The following is a 13,213-nucleotide window of genomic DNA, read 5'->3' as shown; positions in this document are numbered from 1 at the left end:
GGGTCAGCTCACGAAACGGAAAAAATCGTACGCTAAGCCATGTCCGGCTGAGGTACACCCTAACTTGATGTCAGGCCGACCCAGTCGAAAACGTCAGGATAGAGCCGATTTTTCAATTTCTTGACGCATGCCGCGCAAGGCCATAGATTTCTGCCTGACACTTTCAGCTCGGGAGGCATCTTGCAGGGCATCGCATCGGCTACGTTCGCGTCAGCAGTTTCGACCAGAACCCGGAACGGCAGCTCGAACACGTCCAGGTAGACAAGGTGTTCACCGATAAGGCATCGGGCAAGGACACGCAGCGTACACAGCTCGATGCGCTGCTCGGGTTCGTGCGCGAAGGCGACACGGTGGTGGTGCACAGCATGGATCGTCTCGCGCGCAACCTCGATGACCTGCGCTGCCTGGTGCAGGGTCTCACTCAGCGCGGCGTGCGCATCGAATTCGTCAAGGAGCACCTGACCTTCACCGGGGAGGACTCGCCGATAGCGAATCTGATGCTGTCGGTGATGGGCGCGTTCGCCGAGTTCGAGCGCGCCCTGATCCGCGAACGGCAGCGCGAGGGCATCGCGCTCGCTAGGCAGCGCGGAGCCTACCGGGGTCGCAAGAAGGCGCTCGCGCCGGAGCGGGTGGCCGAACTGCGCCGTCGCACCGCTGCCGGCGAGAAGAAGGCGCAGCTCGCCCGCGAGTTCGGCATCAGCCGCGAAACCCTCTACCAGTACCTGAAAACGGACGACTGACCATGCCGCGCCGCAATCTGCTGACGCCCGCCGAGCGTATTGGCCTGCTCGCTTTCCCGGCCACCGACGACGAACTCATCCAGCATTACACCTTTGCCGAACCCGACCTGTCTGTGATTCACCAGCGGCGCGGCAGTCACAACCGCCTCGGCTTCGCGGTGCAGTTGTGCTACCTACGCTATCCAGGCTTTGCCCTGCCGACTGACGCAGATCCCCCCGCCTCCCTGCTGAACATCGTCAGTCGCCAATTGCGCATCGAGCCGGACATCTGGCCGCAATACGCGCAGCGGCCGGAAACGAGGCGCGAGCATCTGTTGGAATTGCAGGCGTGGCTAAAGCTGAAGCCGTTCGCTGTCGCGGACTATCGGCACTTCGTCCACCAGCTCGCTGATCTGGCCCAGCAGACCGACCGGGGTATCGTGCTGGCCGAAGCGCTGGTCGAGCTGCTGCGGCAGGCACGCATCATCCTTCCGACCGTCGATGTCATCGAGCGCGTGTGCAGCGAGGCGCTGACACGCGGCACGCGCCGGGTCTATGAGGCGCTCACCGCGCCGCTCGCTGATTTCCACCGCGGTGCGCTTGACGGGCTGCTGTCGATCCGCGAGGGCACCAAGGGCAGCGGGCTAATCTGGCTATGCCAGCCGCCCGGCCCGCCGAAGCCCAAGCATGTATTGGCCCACCTGGAACGGCTGAAGACCATCCGCGACCTGGCGCTGCCAGGCGGCCTAGAACACGTCATTCACCAAAACCGCCTGCTGAAGCTCGCCCGCGAAGGCGGACAGATGACAGCCCAGCACCTGCGCGACCTAGAGCCGAGCCGTCGCTTTGCGACCCTGGTCGCGGTGATCCTCGATACCCGTGCCACGCTGATCGATGAGATCATCGACTTGCACGACCGTTTCATGGGTACGCTGTTCAGCAAGGCCAAACGCAACCATGCCGACCGTTTCCAGCAGTCCGGCAAGGCGATCAACGACAAGGTGCGGCTGTACTCGCGCATCGGTCGCGCCCTGCTAGAAGCGAAGCAGTCGGGCGACGATCCGTTCGCCGCCATCGAGGCGATCATCCCCTGGGATGCGTTCAGCGAAAGTATTTCTGAAGCGGAAACGCTGGCCCGGCCGGAAGACTTCGATTTTCTGTCCCTGGTCGGCGACGGCTTCACCCAGCTCCGGCGCTACACGCCGACCCTGCTGGAAGCGCTAACCATGAAGGCCGCGCCGGCAGCGCGCGAACTGCTGGCCGGCGTCGAAGTGCTCAAAGGAATGAACGACCGTCAGGCGCGCAAAGTGCCTGACGACGCGCCCACGTCGTTCGTTCGCAAGCGCTGGGAAAGCCTGGTGCGCACGGAAGATGGATTTGACCGGCGTTTCTATGAGCTGTGCGTGCTGTCCGAGTTGAAGAACTCACTGCGCTCCGGCGACATCTGGGTGCAGGGATCGCGCCAGTTCAAGGATTTCGAGGACTACCTGTTGCCGCCGCCGCGTTTCGCGGTGCAGCGCGACCAACGTGAATTGGGCTTGGCCGTCGATACCGACTGCGAACGCTTTCTGGAAGCCCGGCTTGCGGTGCTACAAGAGCAACTGGCGACAGTCGAGCGGCTGGCCGCCGCTAACGAATTACCCAGTGCGGCCATCACCAGCACCGGGCGAATCAAGATTTCTCCGCTGGACAACGCCGTGCCCGACGAGGCCGAGGCGCTGATGCAGCAGGCGTACAACCTGCTGCCGCATCTGAAGATCACCGACCTGCTTTTGGAAGTCGATGGCTGGACCGGCTTCAGCCGCCATTTCAAGCACCTCAAGAGTGACGCACCAACCGAAGACCAGCATCTGCTGCTGACGACCATCCTGGCCGATGCCATCAATCTGGGCCTCTCCAAGATGGCCGAGTCCTGCCCCGGTGTGACCTACGCCAAACTGACGTGGTTGCAAGCGTGGCACATCCGCGACGACACCTATTCGGCGGGTCTGGCCGAGCTGGTCAATGCCCAGTTCCGCCAACCCTTCGCCGCCTACTGGGGAGACGGTACCACGTCGTCATCGGACGGCCAGAACTTCAAGGCCGGCGGCCGTGGCCAAGCTGCCGGCCAGGTGAACCTGAAGTACGGTCAGGAACCGGGCGTGCAGTTCTATACCCACATCTCCGACCAGTACGCGCCGTTTCACACCAAGGTCATCAATGCCACGGTGCGCGATGCCACCCACGTCCTGGACGGGCTGCTGTATCACGAATCCGACCTGCGCATCGAGGAGCACTACACCGACACGGCCGGTTTCACCGATCACCTGTTTGCGCTGATGTACCTGCTGGGCTTTCGCTTCGCTCCGCGCATCCGCGACTTGGCCGACAAGCGCCTGTATATCCACGGCGACGCCAAACAGTACCCGACGCTCGCCGGCCTGATCGGCGGCAACGTCAACGTGAAGCACATCCGCGCCCATTGGGACGAAATCCTGCGGCTAGCCGCCTCAATCAAGCAGGGCACGGTCACGGCCTCGCTGATGCTCAGGAAACTCGGCAGCTACCCGCGCCAGAATGGCCTGGCGGTAGCCTTGCGCGAGTTGGGACGCATCGAGCGCACGCTGTTTGCGCTCGACTGGATGCAGAATGTCGAATTGCGCCGTCGCGTGCAGATTGGCTTGAACAAGGGTGAAGCCAAGAATGCGCTGGCTCGCGCTGTGTTCCTGAACCGGCTCGGCGAAATCCGTGACCGCAGTTTCGAGAACCAACGCTACCGCGCGAGCGGCCTCAACCTGGTGGTGGCGGCAATCATCCTTTGGAACACGGTCTACCTGGAACGGGCAGTCCAGGCGCTGCGCGACACGGGAAAGAACATCGACGAGCGCCTGCTACCGCATCTTTCGCCGCTGGGCTGGGAGCACATCAACCTGACCGGCGACTACATCTGGCGGCAGAACAAGCAGGTTGAGCAAGGCAAATTCCGGCCGCTACGAATACCAGGCGAGGCTTAGCGTACGATTTTTTCCGTTTCGTGAGCTGACCCCTATCTGACCGGCGAGACGCTCAACGCCAATGTGGCGATGGACGAGCGTCAGCACGAGGCCCAGCGTCTGATGCGGCTCTATGGCCTGCGCGACGACGCCCATCTGGCGTTCTGGAAGCAGCTCGATACGGTCTATTTCCTGCGCCATGAAGCCCGCGAGATTGCCTGGCATGCCCGTATCCTGCATAGCCGCTTCGAGCAGGAGGAGCCGCTGGTGCGGGCCCGGCTGTCCGAGTCGGGCGAAGGCTTGCAGGTGCTGCTGTACTGCCGCGACCGGCCCGACCTGTTTGCCCGTATCTGTAGCTTCTTCGAGCGAGCCGGCTACAGCATTCTCGACGCCAAGATCTACACCACGCTGGCGGGCTATGCACTCGACAGTTTCTATATCTATATCCCCGAACAGCATGATGAGCATTACCGCGACCTGATCGGCTATGTCGAATACGAACTGGCGGCCAAGCTCGCCGAATCAGGCCCCTTGCCACCACCGATGAATGGCCGGCTCAGCCGGGCGCTCAAGCATTTTCCGCTGCCGCCACAGGTGCTGATCCGCGCCGACGACAAGCAAAAGCTCCATATCCTGTCGCTGGTCGCGGGCGACCGGCCCGGGCTGTTGTCGCGCATCGCCCGGGTGCTGTCCCATCACGGCATTGCGATCCATTCGGCCAAGATCATGACCCTGGGCGACCGGGCCGAGGATACGTTCACCTTGTCGGGGGCCGCGCTGAACGATCCGAAGTCGCTGGTGCGGTTGGAGGCGGATTTGATGGAGACTTTGCGGGTGAGTTAAATCATCCGCGCTGGTCTGGCTGCCCATAAAAGCAAAAAGGAAGTCCAAAGACTTCCTTTTTCCGACTAGGCAAACTTATTCTGGCGTACCGGATCAGCAAACGACTACTCGTAAAGTATCCATTCGCCTTTTATGGCGTCCCAACTGCCGGCATTGCCTTCATTGAGGTTTACTGCCATTTGGCGCAACAGAGGTTGCAGCCGCTCATAGTTAGTCATCACCGCTCGGGCCCGGGTCGCCTCGGCCCTCGTATTATTGGCAATCAACGCTTTGGCATCATCGATCGAAATCGTGGAATGGGTTCCGTCGTCCTGCACCCCATTTGCCCTGACGTAACGCAACAATGCGGTCCGATCGATAATGTTTTCCAATAAAAAGCCCAATGCCGCCCGGACTCCCTGCCACCAGGGAACGGTCGCCCGATAAACCGAACTCTGGCCATTCTTCAGCCGCCGCACTTCATACTGGAATATCGCCGCATAGCCACCAAACACGTGAGCATGCTTGTCTACCTCGTTCCGGGGACGGTCCACCACCGGCCCTTCAGGGCCATGACCGAGATCGAGCGCCTTAATGGCTTGCCAGGTTTCATAGGCAGTATTATTGAAGTCCCTAAACCGCTGTTCCCACAGCTGTCCGCCTTCAAACACATCCTTCAATGCGGTTTCCAGAGCCGAAACGATATTGCCGAAAATATGATCGCCTTGACGGGGAGGTGGCGTCGATATCGCCTCAGCGGCGACCGGAGCAGCCGGTCTGGTGCTCGGACCTTCATGATTACCGGGGACAAACGTTCCTTTTGGCATTTATTGACCTCCTGGGATTGAATCGATTGACTTGTTGCCAGCTTGATGGAAAGGCTGCTATGGCTCTCTTATAACGCTCTGCACAGATGGGATTCCAAAATCTCCTCAATCAGCCGGACAAATAATATCGAGCACTTCACGCCATGGAGGAAATTCGAGCGGGTTTCTCTTGCCGGAATTCATCAATATTTCATCGATTCATACAGATTCAAATAACCAAATAACACTTCCCGAACTCGGGCAGCTTACACAAATGTCATAAAGAAGAAAAGCCCTTCTTTTTATGTGCTTATGTGAAAGAACAACTGTTGGACACGGCTGACCCAACCCGGCCCCAAAAATAACGACGTGTCGAACAAATTCAAATCAGCACTTCCAATAACAGATTCGGCAAACCAATCGACAATTAGAACTCAAGTGCAGGATTTGTTTGAGTGCAGATACAGCGACTCCCCAGTTCATGCCCATCCCCCAGACAGCGCAACTCGACTGTAGTGATGGCATCAGGAGGGTTTGTGCGCTGCCACCTGGCACGGTTATGATGGCCCTCCACCTCATCTTGCGCAGTGCAACATGGAATTCCTCGACCTCGCCCCGCTTAACGCCAGCCAAGGCACCGTGCGTCTGCCCGGTTCCAAGAGCATCTCCAACCGCACCCTTCTGCTCGCAGCCCTGGCCGATGGCACTACCGAAGTGCGTGGCCTGCTCGATTCCGATGATGTCCGCCATATGCTGGCAGCGCTCAAGACCCTGGGCGTGAACTGGCAGCAGCATGGCGACAGCCGCGACTATCGGATCGAAGGGGTGGAAGGGCATTTCCCGGTCAATGCGGCCGATCTGTTCCTGGGCAATGCCGGCACTGCATTCCGGCCGCTGACGGCGGCGCTGGCACTGGGTCAGGGCGAATACCGGCTGTCAGGCGTGCCGCGCATGCATGAGCGGCCGATCGGCGATCTGGTCGATGCGCTGCGCGAGCTGGGCGCGCATATCGATTACCTGGGTAATCCAGGTTATCCGCCGCTGGCCATCCATCCCTGGCAAAGCGCCCGCGACGAGAAACCCGGTATCCGTACCCGGGTACGCGGCGAAGTCTCCAGCCAATTCCTGACCGCACTGCTGCTCGCACTGCCGCTGACCCGGCAGGATGCCCGGATCGAAGTGATGGGCGAGCTGATCTCGCGGCCCTATATCGAAATCACCCTGAATCTGATGCGGCGTTTCGGCGTCCATGTCGAACGGCGCGAATGGCATGAGTTCCATATTCCGGCCGGCCAGGGCTATTCGAGTCCTGGAGCGATCCAGGTCGAAGGCGATGCCAGCTCGGCTTCGTATTTCCTGGCGGCCGGCGCCATCGGTGGCGGTCCGGTGCGGGTCGAAGGGGTTGGCCGCGATTCGATCCAGGGCGACGTCCATTTCGCCGAAACCCTGGCCCGGATGGGGGCCCTGATCGCCATGGGCGAGGACTGGATCGAGGCCAGCGGCCCGGTCTGTAGCCAAGGCGGCAGGCTGCGTGCCATCGATGCCGACCTCAACCATATCCCCGATGCCGCCATGACGATTGCCGTGCTGGCGCTGTTTGCCGACGGCCCCAGCACCATCCGCAATGTGGCGAGCTGGCGGGTCAAGGAAACCGACCGGCTCAGCGCCATGGCGACCGAGCTGCGCAAGGTCGGCGCCGAAGTCGAGGAAGGCCCGGACTATCTGCGTATCGTCCCGCCTGCCCGCTTGACCCCCAACGCGGTGATCGACACCTATGACGATCACCGGATGGCCATGTGCTTCTCCCTGCTCGCCCTGGGCGGCACCCCGGTGCGGATCAACGACCCGCGCTGCGTCGGCAAGACCTTCCCCGAATACTTCGATGTACTGCGAACGGTGGCTCGCTAGCGCCCATCGCAAATATAAAATTTTGTGCAAGTATGCTGCCAGACATATGGCGGCATACATCATAAACAGAATTATTTCTGCCTTCCATGTCCGTAGAATTTGATGGGGCTGCGGCACAGCCTCCTGCTGGCTGTCCGCCGCAGACCTTGGCCGAGCGCCCTGCCGTCGCGTTAAAATCGTCGGTTTTGGCCGGCCACGGCCATTAGGGAGAGATCGTTGATCGACAACACCGCGCAGCCCACCTCGTCCAGCCGGGCCCAGCGTTTCTTTACGCTGGTCTGGCGCATCGACGCGCTCCTGCTGCTGGGCCTTGGCGTAGCCCTGGCCACCACGGTGATGGTTTCCTTGATCAGCCAGGCGCTGTCGAGCACCCATGTCTCCGATGCCGTCGAGCTCAATGTCTCGCCCGCCAGGCAGCGCCCGGCCGAACTGGGCCTGGCCGAGCTGACAGAAAGCGGACAGCCCGGCTGGCTGATGGCGGCCCTGCACAGTCAGCAGCCGGGCGACTCGCTAGGCTATGGCAGCAGCGCTAAGTTCCAGACCAATGCGGTGCGCAATCTGTTCTTCTATCAGCCCGCCAGCGGCGCCTCGCGCTGGCTGTTCGCCGGCAACGGTCAGGTGGTGCTGGCACAGACGCCCGAGGCAGAGCATAAAGAGGCCGAGCGACGATGGCGCTGGTATGAAATTGTCAGCCAAGACAGCAATCAAGACGGCCTGTTGGACAGGGACGATCAGCACCGACTGGTGATCTCCAAACTGGACGGTTCGGCGCAGCGCACTTTGCTTGCCGCCTTCGACCGCCTGGAGACGATCAACCTGACAGGCGACCAACTGGTTGTGCTGGTCCGCCAACAAGACCGGACCCATCTGTACCAATACGACCTGGCCGCAGCCAAGCTGGTACGCGAACAGGTCATCGATTTCGGAAAGTCCTAGACCATGAATCTGCTGCAACTGCTCAACGATCGTTTCAAGGCCGCGCTGGCCGCTGTCGGCGCCCCCGAAGCCCAACCGCTGGTACAGCTCGCTGGCCGCCCCGAGTACGGCGACTACCAGATGAACGGCGTGATGGGCGCGGCCAAGGCGCAAAAGCTCAATCCGCGTGAACTGGCCCAGAAGATCATCGAGGTGGTCGATCTGGACGGCATCGCCCAAAAGCTCGATATCGCCGGCCCGGGATTCATCAATATCACGCTCGACGACGGCTTTCTGGCCGGCCGGGTCGAAGCGGCCCTCCAGGACGCACGGCTTGGCGTGCCGGCGCTGCCCAAGAAACGGGTGATGGTCGAATATTCCTCGCCCAATCTGGCCAAGGAAATGCACGTCGGCCATCTGCGCTCCACCATCATCGGCGACGCCCTGGCCCGGGTGCAGGCGTTTGCCGGGATGGAAGTGATCAGGCAGAACCACGTCGGCGACTGGGGCACCCAGTTCGGCATGCTGGTGGCCTATCTGGTCGAGACCCGCAAGACCGGCCAGGCCGAACTCGAACTGGCCGATCTGGAGAATTTCTACCGCAAGGCCAAGATCCGCTTCGACGAAGACGCCGCCTTCGCCGATACCGCCCGCGACTATGTGGTCAAGCTCCAGGGCGGCGACCCCGAGGTCAATGCGCTGTGGCACCAGTTCCTGGAGATTTCGCTGTCGCATTGCAATGCGGTCTATCAGCGGCTCAATGTGCAGCTCAACGATGGCGATGTGCGCGGCGAGAGCTTCTACAACGACGATCTGCCGGTGATCGTCGAAGAGCTGCGCCAACAGGGGCTGCTGGTCGAGGATCAGGGCGCCCAGGTGGTCTTTCTGGAAGAATTCCGCAACAAGGAAGGGGAAGCCCAGGCTTATATCATCCAGAAAAAGGACGGTGGCTATCTGTACGCCACCACCGACCTCGGCGCCATCCGGTTCCGCACGCGCGCACTCAAGCTCGACCATTGCATCTATGTGGTCGACGCCCGGCAGGCGCTGCATTTCCAGCAACTGTTCACCCTGGCGCGCAAAGCCGGCTTCGCGCCCGAGTCGTTTCAGCTCGAACATATTTCGTTTGGCACCATGATGGGCAAGGACGGCAAGCCGTTCAAAACCCGCTCGGGCGACACGGTCAAGCTGATCGAGCTGCTCGAAGAAGCCGAGCAGCGCGCCTTTGATCTGGTCAGCGCCAAGAACCCCGACCTCGACGAGTCCACCCGGCGCCAGATCGCCGAGGCGGTTGGCATTGGCGCGGTCAAATACGCCGATCTGTCGAAGAACCGGACCAGCGATTACATCTTCGACTGGGACACCATGCTGTCCTTCGAAGGCAATACCGCGCCCTACCTCCAGTACGCCTACACCCGGGCCGCCCGGATTCGCAGCAACGCCGCCGGCATCAAGGACGCGGCGCTCACGCTCGACCAGCCGGCCGAGCACGCCCTGGCGCTCGAACTGGCCCGCTTCAGCGACGTGGTGCATCAGGTGGCACGCGAGAGCTATCCCCACTTCCTGTGCCAGTATCTGTACACGCTGGCCACCCAGTTCTCGCGCTTCTATGAAGCCTGTCCGGTGCTCGAGGCCGACAGCAAGATCGCCCATGGCGGCCGGCTCAAGCTGAGCGATCTGACGGCGGCGACGCTGAAGACGGGTCTGGACCTGCTGGGCATCAAAGTGCTGGAAACCATGTAAGGCCCCCGCCCTCCAGCCACGGCATCCGCGGGATGCCACGCTGGAGGCCATAGGCGGCAGTTCCCGACGCCCGGCCCCGTGCCGGGCGTTTTCCTGGTGGGCGCTGGCTATAGTGAAGACATCTTCCTGCCCGCGAGCCCACCATGTTGCTGCGTCTTCTGCTGTCGCTTGCCCTGCTGCTGCCGCTGTGGGCCGCCGAGACCGAGACGGTGATCGTGGTACGCGGTGACGGCGACTATCCGCCTTATGAAATGAGCGGCGATCAGAAACTGATCGGTGCCCATATCGAGCTGGTCGAAGCGGCAGCAAAGGAAGTCGGGGTGGAAGTGCAGTTTCAGAGCCTTGCCTGGAGCCGGGCGCTGGAAATGACCCGACGCGGTCTGGCCGATGCGATCAGCTTTGCCGGCCGCACCCATGAGCGCGAACAGTTTCTGCTGTTCGATGAAGGCAATATCCAATCGGTCGTCAGCTACGGCTTCTTTGCCCGCCGCGACGACGAACGCCCGCTCGAATGGCGCGGCGAGCTGGCCGGTCTGCTGCCCTACAAGATCGGTCTGTTGCGTAACTACGCCTACCCGGAAGCCTTTCTGGAATTTCCCGGCCTGCAAAGGATCGAGCATCTGGGCGGTAATGAAATCCTGCTGCGCGCCCTGCTCAACCGACGTATTGACCTGCTGATCGGCGGCACGGTCGAGGTGCAGACGGCTGCCCAGGCGCTCAATGTGGGTGACCGCCTAAGGCTGCTGCAACCGACTTTCGGCCATAAGCCTGCCTATCTGGCCTTCTCGCGCACCAAGTCCGGCAGCATGGCGCTGGCACTGCGCTTTGCCGCGGCCTTCGGCCGGCTCAAGCAAAGCGGGGTCTATCAGCGCATCCAGGCCAAATATGGGCTGCCGCCGCTGCCTTGAGCAGCAAAGAAAAATTTCCTGACAAATCAATGCAATAGAAGTAGCCAAGTTCAAACAAAAAACAAAATTCCCGGCAAGTGTGCCAATAAAAAACGGACAGCCCGTCAGGCTGTCCGTTCTCATTCCAGCGCGACCCGCTTACTTGGCGGTTTTGAACTGGTTGAAGGCCTTGGTCAGCGCGAGCTGGGTCGGCTGATCGATGGCGGCGAGCGGTTGCAGGGTCTTCAGCATGGCGTCGCTCAGATAGATCTTGGCGTCGCCGGTCAGCTTCTTGTCAACCAGCGGGGTGGCCTTGGTATTGGGGTTGGCGTAGCTGACCTTGTTGGAGATACCGGCCACCACCTTCGGATCGAGGATGTTGTTGATCCACTTGTAGGCGTTATCGACGTTCTTGGAATCCTTCGGGATGGCCATCACGTCGATCCACAGAATCGTGCCCTTTTCCGGCACCACATATTCGATGTTCTGCGGCTTCTTGGCGCTGGCGGCGCGGTCGCGTGCCATATAGACATCGCCGTTATACGACATGGCCACGCACACATCGCCATTGGCCAGCAGATCGATCGGCGAGGAATTGAACACGCGCACGTCCTTGCGCACCTTCTTCAGGACCTCGAGCGCTGCGGCGACGTTTTCCTTGGAGAAGTCGTTGGCCGGCTTGCCATTGGCCACATTGACCATGGCAAACAGGTTTTTCGGCATATCGATGAACGAGATACCGCAGCTCTTGAGCTTGCTGGTGTATTTCGGATCGAACACCAGTTGCCACATATCCTTGGGCATCGGCTCGCTACCGAGGGCCTGCTTGACCTTATCGGCGTTGATGCCGAAGGCCATGGTGCCCCACATATACGGCACCAGGAATTTATTGCCCGGGTCGACGGTTTCGAGCTTTTTCAGGAATTCGGGATTGAGGTTGGCCAGATTGGGCAGCTTGCTCTTGTCGAGCGGCAGGAACACGCCGGCCTGGATCTGCTTGCCGGCGAAGTCGGCCGACGGATAGACCACGTCGTAGCCCGAACGACCGGTCAGCAGCTTGCCTTGCAGCACTTCGTTGCTGTCGTACACATCGTACTTGGCCTTGACGCCGCTGGCCTTTTCGAAATTGGCCAGGGTATCGTCGGCGATGTAGTCATTCCAGTTGTAAATGTTGACGGTACCGGCAGCTTGGGCGGCGTAGGCGGTCGCCAGGGCAATGGCGGCGCCGACGAGCTTCGGCGCGAAGCGGGACTTGGCCATAAGGCAGTCACTCCACAGGATAAGATTGAACGCAAGGGCCGGATCAAGCGAACCGGCCCTCCAAACCCTTTGCCGAAGCGGATTTCGGCGCGCGGCTATTACACCACGGCCGGTTTCGCTTGCAAAAACATATCTGTCGCCACGAGGACTCCCAGCGCGGCGATACCATCATGGCGTGCCGCACTGTCGCCTCGCTACAACATCAGGCGCGCTGCAACTTGCGGTTGCGCAGCACGCACAGCATATCGACGGCCAGATGGGCTGCCGCGATCGCGGTCAGCTCGCTTTGATCGAACGGCGGCGAGACTTCGACCACATCCATCCCGACCAGATTGACCGGTGCCATGCCGCGCACGATATGGAGCGCCTGGGCCGAACTGAGGCCCCCCGCCACCGGCGTGCCGGTACCCGGGGCAAAGGCCGGGTCGAGGCAGTCGATATCGAAGGTCAGATAGGTCGGGCGGTCGCCCACGATTTGCAGAATCCGCTGCAAGGTGGCCTCGGGGCCGTTGGCATGTACCCAGGGCGCGTCGAGGATATTGATGCCCAGATAGTCGTCGTTCCAGGTACGGATGCCGACCTGGACCGAGGTGTTCGGGTCGATCAGCCCTTCCTTGACCGCCTTATAGAACATCGTGCCGTGGTTGAGGCTCTCGGGCACGTCGTCGGGCCAGGTGTCGCAATGGGCGTCGAAGTGGATCAGGCTCAGCGGCGCGCCGAACTTCTCGACATGGGCCTTGAGAAGCGGATAGGTAATGTAGTGGTCGCCCCCCAGGGTCAGCATCGTGGCGCCCGACGCGAGGATGGTGCGGGCGTGGTTGAGGATGCTGTCGTGGATGGTCAGGGGATTGTGGGCATCGAACCAGCAGTCACCGTAATCGATCACGGCCAGGTCATCGAACGGATCGAAACCCCAGGGATAGGGCTTGAGTTCGGCCAATTGCACCGAGGCGGCGCGGACCGCTGCCGGGCCAAGCCGGGCGCCCGGCCGGAAGGTGGTGGCCAGGTCAAGCGGCACGCCGCTGATCACCACATCGGCGCCGCTCGGGTCGCGGCTGTAGGTCCGGCGCATAAAGCTCAGCACGCCGGCATAGGTGTTCTCGATACTGCTGCCATAGAGCGATTGGCGCCGGATGGCACCGTCGCCAAAGATCAGGTCGGACATCGGAAAGTCTCCCCGG

Annotated in this window: 10 protein-coding genes; 7 read left to right on the top strand and 3 right to left on the bottom strand. The window is 61.2% G+C overall.

Annotated elements, in window-relative coordinates; genetic code table 11:
- The first annotated feature begins 194 nt into the window (after positions 1-194).
- From ACFOW7_RS20460 to ACFOW7_RS20450, 3 genes are all read left to right on the top strand, one after another.
- Positions 195-740 (top strand): recombinase family protein, encoded by a 546-nt coding sequence (locus tag ACFOW7_RS20460; RefSeq protein WP_378168076.1) that lies wholly within the window; start codon positions 195-197, stop codon positions 738-740.
- 2 nt (positions 741-742) lie between these two features.
- Positions 743-3,712 (top strand): Tn3 family transposase, encoded by a 2,970-nt coding sequence (locus tag ACFOW7_RS20455; RefSeq protein WP_378163322.1) that lies wholly within the window; start codon positions 743-745, stop codon positions 3,710-3,712.
- Between the two features lie 69 nt (positions 3,713-3,781).
- Positions 3,782-4,534 (top strand): ACT domain-containing protein, encoded by a 753-nt coding sequence (locus tag ACFOW7_RS20450; protein ID WP_378167956.1) that lies wholly within the window; start codon positions 3,782-3,784, stop codon positions 4,532-4,534.
- Between the two features lie 104 nt (positions 4,535-4,638).
- On the opposite strand, the gene ACFOW7_RS20445 is transcribed toward ACFOW7_RS20450, so the two are convergent.
- Complete coding sequence (locus ACFOW7_RS20445; RefSeq protein WP_378167954.1) at positions 4,639-5,340, bottom strand: hypothetical protein; 702 nt, start codon at positions 5,338-5,340, stop codon at positions 4,639-4,641.
- 573 nt (positions 5,341-5,913) lie between these two features.
- On the opposite strand from ACFOW7_RS20445, the gene aroA reads away from it, so the two are divergent.
- From aroA to ACFOW7_RS20425, 4 genes are all read left to right on the top strand, one after another.
- Complete coding sequence (gene aroA / locus ACFOW7_RS20440; RefSeq protein ID WP_378167952.1) at positions 5,914-7,227, top strand: 3-phosphoshikimate 1-carboxyvinyltransferase; 1,314 nt, start codon at positions 5,914-5,916, stop codon at positions 7,225-7,227.
- Positions 7,228-7,443: 216 nt separating this feature from the next.
- A complete protein-coding gene (locus ACFOW7_RS20435; protein WP_378167950.1) occupies positions 7,444-8,163 on the top strand; it encodes a hypothetical protein in 720 nt (239 codons plus the stop codon).
- 3 nt (positions 8,164-8,166) lie between these two features.
- On the top strand, positions 8,167-9,885 hold the full coding sequence (gene argS / locus ACFOW7_RS20430; protein ID WP_378167948.1) for an arginine--tRNA ligase: 1,719 nt from the start codon (positions 8,167-8,169) through the stop codon (positions 9,883-9,885).
- A gap of 143 nt (positions 9,886-10,028) precedes the next feature.
- Positions 10,029-10,793 (top strand): substrate-binding periplasmic protein, encoded by a 765-nt coding sequence (locus ACFOW7_RS20425; RefSeq protein WP_378167946.1) that lies wholly within the window; start codon positions 10,029-10,031, stop codon positions 10,791-10,793.
- 138 nt (positions 10,794-10,931) lie between these two features.
- On the opposite strand, the gene ACFOW7_RS20420 is transcribed toward ACFOW7_RS20425, so the two are convergent.
- Both ACFOW7_RS20420 and speB read right to left on the bottom strand, forming a co-directional pair.
- On the bottom strand, positions 10,932-12,032 hold the full coding sequence (locus tag ACFOW7_RS20420; RefSeq protein WP_378167944.1) for an extracellular solute-binding protein: 1,101 nt from the start codon (positions 12,030-12,032) through the stop codon (positions 10,932-10,934).
- 202 nt (positions 12,033-12,234) lie between these two features.
- Entirely contained in the window at positions 12,235-13,197 is a 963-nt protein-coding gene (gene speB / locus ACFOW7_RS20415; protein ID WP_378167941.1) for an agmatinase, read from the bottom strand.
- Positions 13,198-13,213: the final 16 nt, after the last annotated feature.

Source organism: Chitinimonas lacunae, assembly GCF_042650885.1.
GTDB classification, from domain to species: Bacteria; Pseudomonadota; Gammaproteobacteria; order Burkholderiales; family Chitinimonadaceae; genus Chitinimonas_A; species Chitinimonas_A lacunae.
The sequence above is the reverse complement of the archived record's forward strand: the minus strand, read 5'-3'. Positions and strand labels throughout refer to the sequence as shown.